Here is a 15217-nt window from a genome sequence, read left to right on the forward strand (position 1 = left end):
TATAAGAGACAGGACGAAAAGCGTGTCCGCTTGACACCCCTCCTCTCATGCAGCAAGTGCTATGGCGCGACTCGTGACGGGACCCCACCGCCCGGCCCGTATGGAAAGACGGCTCGCCTTCGGCTTCGCTTGGGTGGGGGCTCGCCTTCGGCTTCGCTTGGGTGGGGGCTCGCCTTCGGCTTCGCGTTTTGTCAGAGGCGTACTGCGTCGCCTGTTGTTGCTGACTGCTTTGCTGCCTCGATCACCTCTAGGCCCGCTACTGCGTCTTGGGGTGAGACTGGGGGCTTTCCTGCTGCTACTTGGGCGTAGAAGTCCTGGTATGCGCCTGGTTCTGTGCGGTGGGGTTTTCCGGCCAGCGTGCCCCAGGCCTCTTCTGGTTCTTCGCCCCAGCCCGGGCCTGCTGGGGTTTCGCCTGCCTTCAGGCGGTCTTCCTGGGGGTCCATGCCGTACTTCACGTAGGCGGCGTCGTGGCCCAGCACGCGGAAGCGGGGGCCCAGGTCTGCTGCCAGGGCGCTCATCCAGAGGTGGGAGCGGACGCCGTGTTCGTGCGTCAGGGAGAGGAAGACGTCGTCGTCTGCCTTTGCGCCTGGGCGGACGGTGGCTATTTCGGCGTGTACTGACGTTGGGCGGCCGAAGAGGGCCACTGACTGGTCTACCAGGTGGGTGCCCAGGTCGAAGAGGATGCTGCCCAGGTCTGCCGGGTCGCCCGATTCCTTCCAGGAGGACTTGATCTCTGGGCGGTAGCGTTCGAAGCGGGACTCGAACTTGTGGACTGTGCCCAGGGTCTTTTCGGCCAGCAGGCGCTTCACCGTCAGGAAGTCGCCGTCCCAGCGGCGGTTGTGGAACGGGACGAGCATCAGGCCTTTGGAGGAGGCTATTGAGGCCAGGGCTCTTGCTTCCATCGCTGAGCCTGCGAAGGGCTTGTCCACCACCACGTTGAGGCCGTGTTCCAGAACCTGGCGGGCGTGCGTTGCGTGGAAGCGGTTCGGGGTGGTGATGACCACCAGGTCGAAGTTGCCCGTCCAGACTTCGTCCAGAGAGGACAGAAGGCGGGTGTTCGGGTAGCGGGCCGCCACCTCTGCCTGGCGCCTCGGGTTCGACGTGACGACGGCGGAGAGGTCCAGGCCTTCCGTTGCCTCGATGAACGGGGCGTGGAAGGCCGCCCCACCTAGTCCGTAGCCGACCAGAGCTGTGCGCATGCGATCAGCCTAAGCGGTCTCACCTGGTGGACGGGGTGTCGGAGGGACCGTCTGGCCCCCTACCTTCATCGACTATGACCATGCCGTTGGTTAGCCGGCGCTACGTCGACTACGTGCGCGTCACCAGCATGGCTTGTCGTCGCTCCCGCTGATCCCAGACCCCCGCATCTGCGAACGTTGGAGCACAGCCATGTCCTGGTCCTTCGAGACTGCTCAGATCCACGCGGGCGCCGCGCCCGATCCGGCCACTGGTGCTCGTGCCACGCCGATCTACCAGACCACCTCCTACGTCTTCAGGGACACGCAGCACGGTGCTGACCTCTTCGCGCTGGCTGAGCCCGGGCACATCTACACGCGCATCAACAACCCCACGCAGGACGTGCTGGAGCAGCGGGTCGCCGCGCTCGAAGGGGGCGTTGCGGCTGTTGCCTTCGCGTCCGGGTCGGCCGCGGAGACCGCCGCGATCCTGAACCTGGCGCGGTCCGGGGACCATCTTGTGTCCAGTGCGTCGTTGTACGGCGGTACGTACAACCTGTTCCACTACACGTTGCCGAAGCTCGGCATCGAAGTGTCGTTCGTGGACGACCCGGACGATCTTGACGCCTGGCAGGCCGCGGTGCGGCCCAACACCAAGCTGTTCTTCGCGGAGACGCTGGCCAACCCGCGTTCTCACGTGCTGGACGTCGAAGGGGTTGCCGGGGTCGCGCACGCGAACCAGGTTCCGCTGATCGTCGACAACACGGTGCCCACGCCCTATTTGCTTCGGCCGTTGGAGCACGGGGCGGACATCGTGATCCACTCCGCGACCAAGTACCTCGGTGGGCACGGGACGGCCATCGCGGGCGTGGTCGTGGACGGCGGGAAGTTCGAGTACGGCGCGGAGAAGTTCCCGGACTTCCACGAGCCCGACCCCAGCTACAACGGGCTGCGGTACTGGCCGGTGCTCGGGCACGGGGCGTTCGCGGCGAAGCTGCGGGTGCAGGGGCTGCGGGACACGGGTGCGGCCATCGCGCCGTTGACCAGCTTCCTGGTGATTCAGGGCATCGAGACGTTGTCGCTGCGGATCGAGCGGCACGTGCAGAACGCGCAAGCGCTTGCGGAGTGGCTGGAGGGACGGGACGAGGTCGAGAAGGTCCACTACGCGGGCCTGCCGTCGTCGCCATTCCACGACAACGCGCGGAAGTACCTGCCGAAGGGTGCCGGCGCGGTCGTGAGCTTCGAGCTGCGTGGTGGTGTCTCGGCCGGCCGGGCGTTCGTCGACGGCACGAGTCTGTTCAGCCAGCTGGTGAACATCGGTGATGTGCGGTCGTTGATCGTGCACCCGGCGTCGACCACGCACAGCCAGCTCACGCCCGAGGAGCAGCTCGTCACGGGTGTCTCGCCCGGCCTGGTGCGGCTGTCGGTCGGACTGGAGGGGCTGGAGGACCTCAAGGCGGACCTGGAGGCGGGCTTCACCGCGGCGAAGTCCGAGTTGTAGTGGGCGGCTGGCGGTTCGGCGATCCGAACGGCCGGCGGAAGTGGTTCAGCCACGCCGGGAAGTTCGGGGAACTGCCGGGTTTCCAGCTCGCGTACGAGACGTGGGGGACCTTGAACGCCGAGGCCTCCAACGCGGTGCTCGTGCTCCACGCCCTGACCGGGGACAGCCATGTCGCCGGGGGCGTGGAGCCGGGTCACCCGACGCCGGGCTGGTGGGACTCCCTCGTGGGGCCGGGTAAGCCGCTCGACGCGTTCTTCGTCGTCGCGCCGAACGTGCTGGGAGGCTGTCAGGGCAGCACCGGGCCCTGGCAGCACCCCCGGTTCCCCGACCTCACGATTCGCGACCATGTCGCGGCCGAGGTGCACCTCGCGGACCACCTGGGCATCGGGCGGTGGGCCGCCGTGCTCGGCGGGTCGATGGGTGGCATGCGGGCCGTCGAGTGGGCGGTGAGCGAGCCGGAACGGGTCGAGTCGCTGTTGTTGCTGGCGACCACTGCCGCGGCGTCCGCCGAGCAGATCGCGCTGGCGTCCGCGCAGCTGCACGCGATCAGGGCCGATCCCGTGGAGGGACTGGGGATCGCGCGGCGGATCGCGCACATCAGCTACCGCAGCGAGCGGGAGTTGCAGGCCAGGTTCGGCAGGAGCAGGCAGGACGACGGACGGTTCGAGGTGGAGTCCTACTTGGACCACCACGCGGCGAAGCTGACCCGGCGGTTCGACGCGGCCAGCTACGTCACGTTGACGGAGGCGATGAACTCGCACGACGTCGGATACCGGCGCGGTGGGATCAAGGCGGCGCTGCGGAGGGTCACCGCGCGCACGATCGTCGCCGGTGTCGACTCGGATCGCCTGTACCCGTTGGCACAGCAGGAAGAGCTGGCGGCGGGCATTCCCGGGGCCGACGACGTGAGGGTGATCGAGTCGCCGTACGGGCACGACGCGTTCCTGATCGAGAGCGAGCAGGTCGGCGCGCTCGTCACGGAGCTGGTGCCCGTGCGGTCAGGTAGTCGTTGAGACGTGCGGAGGCGGCCAGCATCGCCAAGCCCCGTGCGGTGAGGCGGCGGCGCCAGTCGGCGAGGGCGGCGCCGAGGGTGTCGGTGCCGCCCGCCGTGCGGATCTGGTCGACCACCAAAGCGATGCGCGCCAACGGGTAGCCGCCGCGCCGCAGCAGGTGGGCGAGTTCGGCGTCGCGGACGTCCTCGGCCCGGAACAGGCGGTAGCCGGTCGGTTCGCGGGACGGCACGAGGATGCCGGCCTCCTCCCACGCGCGCAGCGTCGCCGGGGTCACGCCGAGGCGCCGGGCCAGTTCGCCGATCGTGCGCGGCTCCAGGACCGGTTCGAAGTCGGTCAGGTCCTGCACCGCGCGGCTGACCGAGTCGAGGGTGGACCGGTCGCGCAGCAGTTGTTCGTGGCCCCGGTCGATCGTCGCGAGCACGTCGTCCAGCGAGCCGGCGTGAATCGCGTTCATGATCTGGCCGGCGGTGGCGTGCCCGAAGGCCGGGATCAGCGCGAGGAACGTGCGCAGCGCGGCGGCGTGGACCTCGGTGTAGACGCGGTAGCCGGACGGCGTGCGCTCGGCGGGCGGGAGGAACCCGGACTCCTCGTAGTTGCGCACCGCCTGGGTCGACAGGCCGTGCTCACGGGCGAGGTCGGTTGGTCGCACAGTTGAGACTTTAGGCGTGAATGCCGAGAAGATCGCGTGAAAGTATCAACTGAGCTTTCAATGTTACGGTTGAACCACATGAGCCAGGACATTCGCGAGTTCATCACCCCCTTCACCGAGCTGCTGGGGTTCGGCGAGCCGACGCACCTCGAGCACGCCCACACCTGGATCCGCAACGAGCTGTTCGAGCAGCTCGCGGGCCTGGGATTCCGCTCGATCGCCCTGGAGTCCTGCCGGATCAGGGGCCTGGGCGTCAACGACTACGTCCACGGCGGCCCCGGTGACCTCGACACGATCATGAAGGAAGGCTTCTCCCACACGTTCGGGGAGAACTGGCCGGCCAACCGTGAGCTCGTGCAGTGGATGCGCGAGTACAACGCGGACAAAGCGCCTCAGGACCGCCTGTCGTTCCACGGCTTCGACTTCCAGACCGAGACGGCCAGCGCGCCCAGCCCGCGTCCCTACCTCGAACACGCCCGCGACTACCTGGGCGAGGACGTGGATCTGACGATCGACGACGAGAAGTGGAGCCGCGACGAGGCCGTCATGGACCTCACCCAGTCGCCGGGTCGGTCGGAAGAAGCGATCAGGCTGCGTGAGATCGGCACCGGGATGCTCAGGCGGCTGCACGAGCGCAGGACCACTGACGAGGCCTGGGCCCGCGCGGAGACGCACCTGGAGGCCGGACTCAGCCTGCTCCAGTACCACCGGGAGTGCGCGGAACCGAACCCGCTGGGCGTGCGCCTCAACCGCCTGTGCCAGATGCGGGACGGCGTGATGGCGCGGAACCTGCTGGAGATCCGGCGCGCCGAGGCCGCGAACGGGCCGACGTTCGTGTTCGCGCACAACGCCCACCTGCAGCGCACCAACAGTTCGATGGAGATGGCCGGCGAACGCGTCGAGTGGTTCTCCGCGGGCGCGCTCGTGGCGCCGATCCTCGGTGACCAGTACACCGTGATCGGCGGCACGCTCGGCCGCAACGACTCGATCGGGCTCGGCGAACCGGACAAAGCGACCTTCGAAGGCCGCCTGCAGGACAGGTTCACGACCTGGGGCATCACGAAGGACAAGCCTGTGGGCTCACCTCGCACCGACACGGGCGCCGACCCCATGCTGGCGATGGCCTACTTCCCGCTCGATCAGCACCTCATGGACGGTGCGGACGCTCTGCTGCACATCAGGGTTGGTCGTCCAGCGACGCGGTGATCCACGACGCGACGGGCAGGTCGCGCGTCTCACACTCGATCGCCAGCTTCAGGGTCCACCGCAGGGCTTGCAGGACGACTGTCGCAAGCTCCTGCGGTTGCCCGTTGGCCAGGGCGATCTCGATCTGCTCCGCAGCCGCGTCCTGGTCGCCGTGCACCTCGGCCAGCAACGCGCGAATCGCCGTGCGGACGGGTGGGTCCGCGTCGTCGATCTGGACCTCGTTGCCCTCCTCGTCGAAGACCTGCATCTTCACCGGGGTGGCGCCGCCGGAGCCGAGCGCGCTGACCATGCTGCTGCACTCGGCGAACAGCAGGAGCACGAGCTCACGGATCTCCTCGTTGCCCTCGGGCGACCCGCTGAGGTACCCGGTCACGAGGTCTACCGCCACAGCGTCTTCCCCGGCCCTGGCCGCAGCCAGCGCCTCGCCGGCGACGGCCGTCAGCCGTGACCAGCGATCTGGATCCTGTGGTGGTGTCACAGGTACTGCCTACCGCGCGGTGTCACGCATTCGCAATGCCCCATCTTGATCAGAGTGCTACCGGGGTATGTCACTCCGCAGGTCAATGTGCGAATCAACGGATCCACCTAGCATCGGCTGGTGTTCCGCGCGCTGTACCGGACCGTTCTCGGTCCTGATCGCACCCGAGTGCTCGCCAAGGCACTGGGGCGGTGGCGCATCCCGGTGCACGGCGCGCTGATCATCTACGCTTTCGTGTGGGCGATCGTCGCGAGCGCCGGCTACGTGCGCCAGGAGGACTCGGACGGCTGGTGGGTCGTCGTCTTCCTGGTGACGGTCGTGCCGTACGTGCTGCTGATCTGGTCGCCGCTCTACGCCTGGCGGCTGGCGGTGCCCGGCTTCTACCTCGTCAGTCTCCTGTGTGCCGGTGACGGCGCCGAGACCTTCCAGTACTGGACCGCGGTACCGCTGTTCGTCGCGGTCGCGGCGTTCTACTCGCGCGCGATCGTGATCGTGGCCACGTTGCTCAGCGGCGCGCTCATCATCGCGTCCGAGCCGCAGGCCGCGGACACGGCGTTTTTCGTGCCGATCGTGGGTACGGCGGTGTTCCTGTTCGGTGCGCGTGGCAGAGCGGAACGCGAACTCGAGGAAGAGCGCGACGCCAAGGCCGCGCTGGAGGAACGTGCCCGCATCGCACGCGAGATGCACGACGTCGTGGCGCACCACATGTCGCTGGTGGTGGTCAGGTGCGAGACCGCGCCCTACCGTCTCAAGGGACTGAACGAGGAAGCGCGGCAGGAGTTCGCGGAAGTCGGAGAGGCCGCGCGTGAGGCGATCACCGACATGCAACGGCTGCTGGGCGTGCTGCGGACGAACGGCGAGGCTCCTCAACGGGAACCGCAGCCGGGCATCAGCCGCATCCCGGAACTGGTGAGGCCCGGCGACGAGGCCGAGGTCGACGTGGACGAGGTTCCGGAGGCGGTCGGCCTGACCGCGTACCGGATCGTGCAGGAGGCGCTCACGAACGCCACCAGGCACGCGCCCGGCTCGAAGGCGTCCGTCCACGTGCACGAGAACAAGGGTGTGCTCGAGGTGGTGGTGATCAACACCGCCGGCGGGCCGTCCAGGGGTGGCGGCGGCGGGCAGGGCCTGGTGGGGATGCGAGAACGCGTCGCCGTGCACGGTGGCACGCTGACCGTGAAGTCGACCGAGGACGGCGGGTTCCTGGTCAGGGCGAGAATTCCGTTGGGGGACAAGTGATCAGGGTGGTCGTGGTGGACGACCAGGAGATGGTGCGCGAGGGGTTCTCCGCGCTGCTCGACTCGCAGGACGACATCGAGGTCGTCGGCGCCGCGGGCAACGGCGTGCAGGGCGTCGCGCTGGCGCGTACGGTCAGACCGGACGTCGTGCTGATGGACATCCGCATGCCCGAAATGGACGGACTGACGGCGACGCGGTTGTTGCTGAACGGGTCGGACGACCTGAAGGTCCTCGTGCTGACCACGTTCGACCTCGACGACTACGTCTACGAGGCGTTGCAGGCAGGCGCGAGCGGGTTCCTGCTCAAGCACGCGCCGGCCCGCGAGCTGCTCAACGCCGTCCGCGTGGTGGCCGCGGGAGAGGCCCTGCTCGCACCGTCGATCACCAAGCGCCTGATCGAGGACTTCGTGCGGTCGCGCCGGTCCGACCGCGTCCGGCCCGCGCAGCTGTCGGTCCTGACCGACCGCGAGACCGAGATTCTCGTGCTGATCGCGCAGGGCCTGTCGAACACGGAAATCGCCGCGCACCTGGTGCTGGCCGAGCAGACCGTCAAGACGCACGTGAGCCGCGTGCTCACCAAACTCGGCCTGCGCGACCGCGCCCAGGCCGTCATCGCGGCCTACGAGAGCGGGCTCGTGATACCGGGGTAGCAACGGGAAAACGGCACGCCGGGGTGACGATCCGGGGTCCGTGGTCTTCCTAGCGTCGGTTCATGCGCCGAGCCGTCCTGTTCCTCCTGCTGATCGCCCTCCCGTCGGTCGCGCCGTCGATCGCGCAGTGGCGTTCCGACGTCGCCCGCCGGGTCGCGATCGTCGGTGACCTGAGCACCGCGCGTGACGTCGTGGTGCTCGTGCCGGGGTCCGACGTGGACGTCGGCAGGTTCGAGCGCACGGTCGGGCGGATGGCGTCCAACCTGTACGAGCAGGCGCGGCGGGACGACCTCGCGGTGATCGCCTGGCTCGGGTACCGGACGCCGCAGGGGCTCGGCGTGGACGCGATGACCGGCTCGCTGGCGCGTCAGGGCGCTGCGGCGCTCGTCGACTTCGTGCGGTCGTTGCGGACGCAGGCGCGCGTGCACGTCGTCGGCCACAGCTACGGGTCGGTGGTGGTCGGTCTCGCGGCGCACGAGCTGGACGTGGCGGACATCGTGTTCACCGGAAGCCCTGGTGTGCGGGCGGATTCCGTCGAAGAGCTGGGGACCGGGGCTCGGGTGTGGGCGCTGCGGTCGGGCGGGGACTGGATGAGGTTCGTGCCCAACGCGCGGCTGTTCGACCTCGGGCACGGCACGGATCCGGCCTCGGACGGCTTCGGTGCGACCGTGCTGCGGTTCGAGGGCGGGAAGCACGACACGTACTACGAGCCGGGCAGCGAGACGTTGAACGCTCTCGTCCGGATCGTTTCGGGTTCGGGGGAGAAGCTGTGAGAAATCCGTTCATCGACGCCGTGCGGGCGATCGCCGTCGTCACGGTCGTGCTGGGCCACTGGCTGGTGACCGCGCTCGTCGACACGCCCACCGGCATGTACATCGACAGTCCGTTGAAGCACTTGTCCTCGCTGACACCGGTTTCGTGGGTGCTGCAGACGCTCGGCCTGTTCTTCTTCGTGGGCGGGTACGCGGCCGCGTACTCGAAGACGTCGTTCCTCGTCCGGCTGAAGCAGCTCGCCGTGCCCACGGTGCTCATGCTCGGCTGCTGGGCCGCCGTCCTCTTCGGACTGACGTTGCGCGGCGTGGACCAGGGCACCGCCTGGAACATCGGGTTCCTGGTCACGACGCCGCTGTGGTTCTTCGGCGTCTACCTGGTGCTGCTCGCGATGAAACCGTTGGTGCGCAAGCTGGACGAGTACTCGTGGGGTGTGCTCGTCCCGGTCCTGCTGGTCTTGGTCGTGCCGTACGCGGTGTGGTGGGCGGCCTGGCAGCTCGGCTGCTCGCTGGCGCGCAGGAGGATTCCCGGACCGCCGCTGCTGGTGCTGGGCGTGCTCGGGTACGCGCTGCTGACGACGTTCGGGGGCTATCCGCTGTCGGCGGTGGGCATCCCCGGCGAGGCCGTCTCGAACCTCAACCCGCCGAACTACGCGACGCTCGCGCTGGCGTTCGCGCAGATCGGCCTGGTGCTCATGATCGCTCCGCTGCTGACCAGGCTCGGCACGGCGAAACCCGTGGCGTGGCTGAACAAGCACGCGCTCGGGATCTTCCTGACGCACCAGAGCGCGCTGATCACCGTGACGCTGGCGCTCAGCGCGTGGGGCTCACTGCCGGGGCTCCAGCAACCACCAGACCATCCGGACTGGGTGTGGCAGCGACTGCTGTGGCTGCCGGTGTGCGCGGCCGTGACCTGGGGATGGCTCCGAGCGCTGCGAGGCCGATCGCCACGGCGTGCAGCACCACCACCGGCGGCGCCGGGTCCAGCGCCAGCATCGGCGGTACGCACGCCAGCGCCGTGAGCAGCCACGGCAGGCGGGTGTCGCAGCTGCCGGTGCGGGCGGTGTGGATCAGGTACCAGCCGAGCAGCAGGTGGATGAGGTTCTGCAACGGGTCCACGGGCAGCAGCACCAGCACCCCGTCGCCGAGGAACCCGCTCACCACGAACCCGAGCACGCCGAGCGTCCCGAACGACACGCCCATGGCCGTCGCGAGGCGGGTGCGGTGCGACTCGTGCGGCAGGCGCTGGAGCCGGACCAGGCGCCGTTCGAACCGGTGGAACAGCAGGATGAGCGGCACCAGCCCGAACACCAGCCAGACCGGCGCCTGCGTCAGCCCGAGCAACCCGACCAGCGCGCCGACCCCGGCCAGGTACGCGAGGTACACCGTCATCGGGGCGCGGCGGGCGAAGTCCACGACGTGCCACGACCGGCCGTCGAGCCACGAGGTGACCCGCCCGCGGGCCAGCAGCGCTAGGCACACCTGCGCCACCCCGAGCACCATCATCGAGCGCGGGTAGTCGCTGAAGAACACCAGCGCGGGCAGCGTGACGGCCCCCAGCGCGGCCAGCAGCCTGCGCGAGAGAACGGTCAGCGTGCCGTCCGCGTAGAAGAAGCCGATCTGCTGCATCAGCAACGCGCCGACGATCAGGTTCGCGTACCCGCCGGTCTTCCAGTCCGTCGACGTGCGCGCGATCTCGACCGCGAGCGTCACCAGCACCAGCACGAACGGCGTGGTGCGGCGGAAGTGCTCGTGCAGCCACGCGGCCGCCGGCGTCGCGGCCACGGCGAGCAGGTAGACCCCGAGGAACCACAACGGATGCGTGATCAACCGGCTGTACGCGTCGACCTTCACGTCCATCAGGTTCAGCGCCGCGAACAGCACGACCCACAGCAGCACGAACGCCAGCACCGGCCGCAGCAGCCACGACGTCCGGCTCGACACCCAGCAGCCGAAGCCGCCCTGGTGCGCCTGCCAGCTGCGCAGGTTCGCGTGCCCGCCGGCGAAGAAGAACAGCGGCACCGCCTGCAACGCCCACAGCCACGACGTGCCGAACCCTCTGAGGTGCGCGAGCGTCGCCACCGTCTCGCCGAGTACGAGCAGCGCGAGGCTGAAGAGCCGCAGGAACGTCGCGTACCGGTCCTGCTCCGCGTGGGCCAGCACCAGGGGCAGCGAGTTCGCGGTCGTGCTCTCGCGGCGCCGGCCGTGCAGCCGCGCCAGCAGGAGGAACACCACGACCGCGCTGCCGAACGCCCACGCCACCACGGGTTCGTGGCCGGGCGCTCCCCACCGCTGCCGCCAGGAGTTGAACTTCAGCCCCATCGCGTAGGTCTCGGCCACCGCGTGACAGCTCTGCTCGGCACCGCGCGGGTTCAGCCGGCACTGCGCGTGCAGGTCCGTCGTGAGCCTGTCGTCCAACGCCTTGCGCGCCTGCGGCCCGAGCGGTTCGCCCTTGTGGTCGGCGTAGCGCAACAGGTCGTAGCCGAGGTCGTGCGCCCGGCACGCGGCGCTGAAGTCCCATTGCGTGTCACCGGCCGGCCCGGAGCACCCGCCACCCGCGTCGACGACCCGCAGCGTCCCGTCCGGTGCCGTGATGGTCTTGGGATCGCGGCCAGTCTCGCGCGCGAAGTCGCTCGGCAGGTTGAGGTACGGGTCGTGCGTCGCGGACGGCGCCACGAACGCCTCGACGGCGTTGGCCGCGGCGATCACGTCGGCGCTGGGCGGAATCCCGTTGTCCCCGGTCGCCGGGCGGGAGGCGACCACCCCGCAGACGAACACCGCGAGCGTGATCACGGTGAACCGGAACCAGGCCGGAAGCCGGAGGAGGAGTTTGCGCGCGCCCATTGTCGGGCAAGGTTACGGAAGGGTCTCGGCTGATCGCCAGTTCACCAGGTCAGGCGCACGCCATCCGTCGATCGGTGGATCCCGGACCCACCCCGGCGGAGGCCGGGGTGCACGACACGGCCGATGCCGCCCAGCCGGTCACGACGCACCTGCAGCACGTCTACGCCGAGCTGGAGGTGCCGGACAGGGCCTCCGCGGCGTCCGCCGGACACCAGCGAGGGCTGATCTGGTGGCGTGACCCGGCCCGTTGGCGAGCGGCGACCTTCCGGGTCACACCACTCAGGACGCCACCACGGCGGGCGTGAGCGAGGCGAGCGCCATGCGGGAGAGCAGCGCGGCCATCTGGTCGCGGTCGAGGTGGGCGCTGTGCGGCGTCGAGTTGATGAGCCCGAACACGGCGTGCGCGGCGGCTCGCGCGGTCGGTTCGTCGAAGCCCGGCACCGTGCGCCGGATCGTCTCCACCCACACCTCGACGTACCGGCGCTGCAAGGCGCGCACGCGCCGGCGGTCCGGATCGGTGAGGTTCGCCAGGTTGCGCATCTGCACGGTGATGAGCGCGGGATCGTCCAGCGCGAAGTCGACGTGCCAGCCGATGAGCTCCCGCAACGCCTCCTCGGCGTCCGAGGCGGCGTCCACCCGAGCCTGGCCGCCGTCGAGCAGCCGTTCGGAGATCGACGTCAGCATCTCTCCGAGCATCGCGTCCTTGCTGCGGAAGTGCCGGTAGAGGGCCGGGCCGGAGATGCCCACGGCCGCACCGATGTCGTCGATGCCCACGCCGTGGAAGCCGTGGCGCGCGAAGAGCTCGGCCGCGGCGTTGAGGATCTGGTCCCGACGTGAGGGTTTGTCGACCACGGAAGGAGGTTAGCAGCCGTTTACATGAGGCCGTGTCCTGCAGATCTGCCCGCGATAGTCGCGCCCGAAGGGGCTTCTGGCGGCACCGCCGCAACCCCCGAATACGACCCGGTATGAGGGGGCCGCGGCGGCACCGCCAGAAGCCCTCTCGAACGTGACTCTCATCGAGCCGATCTGCAGGACACGGCCTCGCCCGATGGGTGGAATTTCCGCAGGGTGCAAGGCCTGATCGTTGACTCTTGACCAATACTTCACACAGGCCTTACTCGTGGGTAACCATTGACGCGCAATGCATCACACCCCTGCGGCCCCTTCGGGAGTCTTCGATGCGTCCTGCTCACCTCATCGCCTCGGTGGTCACCGCCGCCGCGGCAGTCATCGCGCTCGCCAATCCCGCCAGCGCTGCCCCGATCAACTACGTCGCGCTCGGCGACTCCTACGCCTCCGGGCTCGGGACCGGCAGTTATGACGGTGCCAGCGGTGGCTGCAAGCGCGGCCCGCTCGCGTATCCGGCCCTGTACGCGGCCGCGACAGCACCCGCGACGTTCAAGTCCGTGGCCTGTTCAGGCGCTCGAACAGGTGACGTCATCACCCAGGCCAACAACCTCACGGCGGCGACGAACCTGGTCACCGTGCAGGTCGGCGGCAACGACGCCGGCTTCACCGACGTCATCACCACGTGCACCTTCGGCTCGGACCAGGACTGCGCCAACCGGGTGAACCAGGCCAAGACCTACGCCGCGAACACGCTTCCCGGGCTGCTCACCAACGTCTACAACACGATCAAGTCGAAGTCCCCGTCCGCACGGGTGGTCGTGCTCGGCTACCCGCGCCTCTACAAGGTGCCGGGCTCGTGCAACGTCGGTCTGAGCGACACCAAGCGCGCCGCGATCAACTCCGGTTCCGACGCGCTGCACAACACCATCGCCGCTCGTGCGGGCGCGGCCGGGTTCGGCTACGTCGACGTGCGCGGGGCGTTCACCGGGCACGAGATCTGCTCGTCCAGCTGGTGGCTCAACAGCCTGAGCTGGCCGGTCGAGGAGTCGTACCACCCGAACCGGGCAGGGCATCAGAGCGGCTACCTGCCCGCTCTGCGGTCGGCCATCGGGTAGCGTTTTCCGGAACGTGAGAGTGCCTGAAAGACTGCTTGACCTGCGTTCGGGTCACTCTCGAGGCGTTCCTGTGGACCGCTAGGTTAGCGGGCGCTAACATGAGGATGTTAACGCCCGCTAACCTGAGGTCTGGGGAGCATGGACGCACCTGTCCTGCGCAGCGCAGCCGAGCCGTCGGACCGCTACGCCAAGGAGCACACCGCGCTCGTCGACGAGCTGCGCGGCAAGCTCGCCACCGCCGCTCTCGGCGGTCCCGAGAAGGCACGTCAGCGGCACGTCGACCGCGGCAAGCTGCTGCCGCGGGAGCGCGTCGACACGCTGGTCGACCCCGGTTCGCCGTTCCTGGAGCTGTCGCCGCTGGCGGCCAACGGCATGTACGGCGACGAGGCACCGGCCGCGGGCATCATCACCGGCGTCGGACGTGTCTCCGGCCGTGAGTGCGTGATCGTCGCGAACGACGCCACGGTCAAGGGCGGCACCTACTACCCGATCACGGTCAAGAAGCACCTGCGCGCGCAGGAAGTGGCGCTGCAGAACAACCTTCCGTGCATCTACCTCGTCGACTCCGGCGGCGCGTTCCTGCCCAAGCAGGACGACGTGTTCCCGGACCGCGAGCACTTCGGCCGGATCTTCTACAACCAGGCCACGATGTCGGCGCGCGGGATCCCGCAGATCGCCGCCGTGCTGGGTTCGTGCACCGCCGGTGGCGCGTACGTGCCGGCGATGAGCGATGAAGCGATCATCGTCCGCAACCAGGGCACGATCTTCCTCGGAGGTCCGCCGCTGGTGAAGGCCGCGACCGGCGAGGTCGTCTCAGCTGAAGACCTCGGCGGCGGCGACCTGCACTCGCGCACGTCCGGCGTCACCGACCACCTGGCGGAGAACGACGCGCACGCGCTGCGGATGGTCCGCTCGATCATCTCGACGCTCGGCCCGCGCGCGCAGCGTCCGTGGGACGTCGCGCCCGTCGAGGCGCCGGTGGTCGCGGACGACCTCTACGGCGTCGTGCCGACGGACTCCCGGACGCCCTACGACGTGCGCGAGGTGATCGCGCGGATCGTCGACGGCTCGAAGTTCCAGGAGTTCAAGAAGGAGTACGGGCAGACGCTCGTGACCGGCTTCGCACGCATCCACGGCCACCCGGTCGGCATCGTCGCCAACAACGGCATCCTGTTCGGCGAGTCGGCCGTGAAGGGCGCGCACTTCATCCAGCTGTGCGACAAGCGGTCCATCCCGCTGGTGTTCCTGCAGAACATCACCGGCTTCATGGTCGGCCGCGAGTACGAGGCGGGCGGCATCGCCAAGCACGGCGCCAAGATGGTGACGGCCGTGGCCTGCGCCCGCGTCCCGAAGTTCACCGTGATCATCGGTGGCAGCTTCGGTGCCGGCAACTACTCGATGTGCGGCCGGGCCTACTCGCCGAGGTTCCTGTGGATGTGGCCCAACGCCCGCATCTCCGTGATGGGCGGTGAGCAGGCGGCGTCCGTGCTCGCGACCGTCCGCCGCGACCAGCTCGGTGACGAGTGGTCCGCGGAGGACGAGGAGGCGTTCAAGGCGCCGATCCGCCAGCAGTACGAGGACCAGGGCAACCCGTACTACTCGACCGCGCGGCTCTGGGACGACGGCGTGATCGACCCGCGTGACACCCGCACGGTGCTGGGACTTGCCTTGTCCAGTGCGGCGAACGCCCCCATCGACGATGTTTCCTACGGCGTCTTCCGGATGTGA

At 68.9% G+C, this 15217-nt stretch carries 14 protein-coding genes and 1 pseudogene; 10 read left to right on the plus strand and 5 right to left on the minus strand.

What is annotated here, in order from left to right; translation table 11 throughout:
• Positions 1–191: 191 nt before the first annotated feature.
• Complete coding sequence (locus SK571_RS35405; RefSeq protein ID WP_319988459.1) at positions 192–1199, minus strand: Gfo/Idh/MocA family protein; 1008 nt, start codon at positions 1197–1199, stop codon at positions 192–194.
• Between the two features lie 190 nt (positions 1200–1389).
• On the opposite strand from SK571_RS35405, the gene SK571_RS35410 reads away from it, so the two are divergent.
• Complete coding sequence (locus SK571_RS35410) at positions 1390–2676, plus strand: bifunctional o-acetylhomoserine/o-acetylserine sulfhydrylase (RefSeq protein WP_319988460.1); 1287 nt, start codon at positions 1390–1392, stop codon at positions 2674–2676.
• Entirely contained in the window at positions 2676–3689 is a 1014-nt protein-coding gene (metX, locus tag SK571_RS35415; protein ID WP_319988461.1) for a homoserine O-acetyltransferase MetX, read from the plus strand. Before SK571_RS35410 ends, metX begins: the two co-directional genes overlap by 1 nt.
• On the opposite strand, the gene SK571_RS35420 is transcribed toward metX, so the two are convergent.
• Positions 3652–4338 (minus strand): TioE family transcriptional regulator, encoded by a 687-nt coding sequence (locus tag SK571_RS35420; RefSeq protein WP_319988462.1) that lies wholly within the window; start codon positions 4336–4338, stop codon positions 3652–3654. The two genes, metX and SK571_RS35420, sit on opposite strands and share 38 nt — an antisense overlap.
• Before the next feature lie 78 nt (positions 4339–4416).
• On the opposite strand from SK571_RS35420, the gene SK571_RS35425 reads away from it, so the two are divergent.
• The gene (locus SK571_RS35425) at positions 4417–5544 is read left to right on the plus strand and encodes an erythromycin esterase family protein (protein WP_319988463.1); all 1128 of its coding nucleotides are present in this window, start codon (positions 4417–4419) and stop codon (positions 5542–5544) included.
• Here the strand turns inward: SK571_RS35425 and SK571_RS35430 are convergent.
• Positions 5516–6022 carry a hypothetical protein gene (locus SK571_RS35430; protein ID WP_363842827.1) on the minus strand — a complete coding sequence of 169 codons (507 nt, stop codon included), beginning with the start codon at positions 6020–6022 and terminating at the stop codon, positions 5516–5518. The genes SK571_RS35425 and SK571_RS35430 overlap by 29 nt on opposite strands.
• Before the next feature lie 120 nt (positions 6023–6142).
• On the opposite strand from SK571_RS35430, the gene SK571_RS35435 reads away from it, so the two are divergent.
• The 4 genes and pseudogenes from SK571_RS35435 to SK571_RS35450 form a co-directional block, all read left to right on the plus strand.
• Complete coding sequence (locus tag SK571_RS35435; RefSeq protein WP_319988465.1) at positions 6143–7261, plus strand: sensor histidine kinase; 1119 nt, start codon at positions 6143–6145, stop codon at positions 7259–7261.
• Positions 7258–7911: a response regulator transcription factor gene (locus SK571_RS35440; protein WP_319988466.1), complete on the plus strand. Its 654-nt coding sequence runs from the start codon at positions 7258–7260 to the stop codon at positions 7909–7911. The genes SK571_RS35435 and SK571_RS35440 overlap by 4 nt, the downstream gene beginning before the upstream one ends.
• Before the next feature lie 62 nt (positions 7912–7973).
• Positions 7974–8684: an alpha/beta hydrolase gene (locus tag SK571_RS35445; RefSeq protein ID WP_319988467.1), complete on the plus strand. Its 711-nt coding sequence runs from the start codon at positions 7974–7976 to the stop codon at positions 8682–8684.
• 65 nt (positions 8685–8749) lie between these two features.
• Positions 8750–9532 (plus strand): annotated as a pseudogene (locus SK571_RS35450) (acyltransferase family protein); the annotation flags it as partial.
• Here the strand turns inward: SK571_RS35450 and SK571_RS46545 are convergent.
• Complete coding sequence (locus tag SK571_RS46545) at positions 9495–11525, minus strand: phospholipase A2 (protein WP_454780191.1); 2031 nt, start codon at positions 11523–11525, stop codon at positions 9495–9497. The pseudogene SK571_RS35450 and the gene SK571_RS46545 sit on opposite strands and share 38 nt — an antisense overlap.
• Before the next feature lie 74 nt (positions 11526–11599).
• Here SK571_RS46545 and SK571_RS35460 point away from each other — a divergent pair, with 74 nt between their 5' ends.
• Positions 11600–11830, plus strand: coding sequence for a hypothetical protein (locus SK571_RS35460; protein ID WP_319988469.1), 231 nt, complete (start codon positions 11600–11602; stop codon positions 11828–11830).
• On the opposite strand, the gene SK571_RS35465 is transcribed toward SK571_RS35460, so the two are convergent.
• Positions 11805–12377 (minus strand): SACE_7040 family transcriptional regulator, encoded by a 573-nt coding sequence (locus SK571_RS35465; RefSeq protein ID WP_319988470.1) that lies wholly within the window; start codon positions 12375–12377, stop codon positions 11805–11807. The two genes, SK571_RS35460 and SK571_RS35465, sit on opposite strands and share 26 nt — an antisense overlap.
• 326 nt (positions 12378–12703) lie before the next feature.
• On the opposite strand from SK571_RS35465, the gene SK571_RS35470 reads away from it, so the two are divergent.
• Both SK571_RS35470 and SK571_RS35475 read left to right on the plus strand, forming a co-directional pair.
• Positions 12704–13489, plus strand: a complete 786-nt coding sequence (locus tag SK571_RS35470; protein ID WP_319988471.1) for an SGNH/GDSL hydrolase family protein — start codon at positions 12704–12706, stop codon at positions 13487–13489.
• A gap of 138 nt (positions 13490–13627) precedes the next feature.
• A complete protein-coding gene (locus SK571_RS35475; RefSeq protein WP_319988472.1) occupies positions 13628–15217 on the plus strand; it encodes a carboxyl transferase domain-containing protein in 1590 nt (529 codons plus the stop codon).

It is taken from the genome of Lentzea kristufekii, assembly GCF_033949925.1.
Classification (GTDB): Bacteria; Actinomycetota; Actinomycetes; order Mycobacteriales; family Pseudonocardiaceae; genus Lentzea; species Lentzea kristufekii.

Excerpts from the sequence above, each read along its gene's own strand:
- SK571_RS35475 (WP_319988472.1), top strand. The coding sequence starts at position 13,628 with ATGGACGCACCTGTCCTGCGCAGCGCAGCCGAGCCGTCGGACCGCTAC.
- SK571_RS35410 (WP_319988460.1), top strand. The coding sequence starts at position 1,390 with ATGTCCTGGTCCTTCGAGACTGCTCAGATCCACGCGGGCGCCGCGCCC.
- SK571_RS35445 (WP_319988467.1), top strand. The coding sequence starts at position 7,974 with ATGCGCCGAGCCGTCCTGTTCCTCCTGCTGATCGCCCTCCCGTCGGTC.
- SK571_RS35405 (WP_319988459.1), bottom strand. The coding sequence starts at position 1,199 with ATGCGCACAGCTCTGGTCGGCTACGGACTAGGTGGGGCGGCCTTCCAC.
- SK571_RS35470 (WP_319988471.1), top strand. The coding sequence starts at position 12,704 with ATGCGTCCTGCTCACCTCATCGCCTCGGTGGTCACCGCCGCCGCGGCA.
- SK571_RS35425 (WP_319988463.1), top strand. The coding sequence starts at position 4,417 with ATGAGCCAGGACATTCGCGAGTTCATCACCCCCTTCACCGAGCTGCTG.
- SK571_RS46545 (WP_454780191.1), bottom strand. The coding sequence starts at position 11,525 with ATGGGCGCGCGCAAACTCCTCCTCCGGCTTCCGGCCTGGTTCCGGTTC.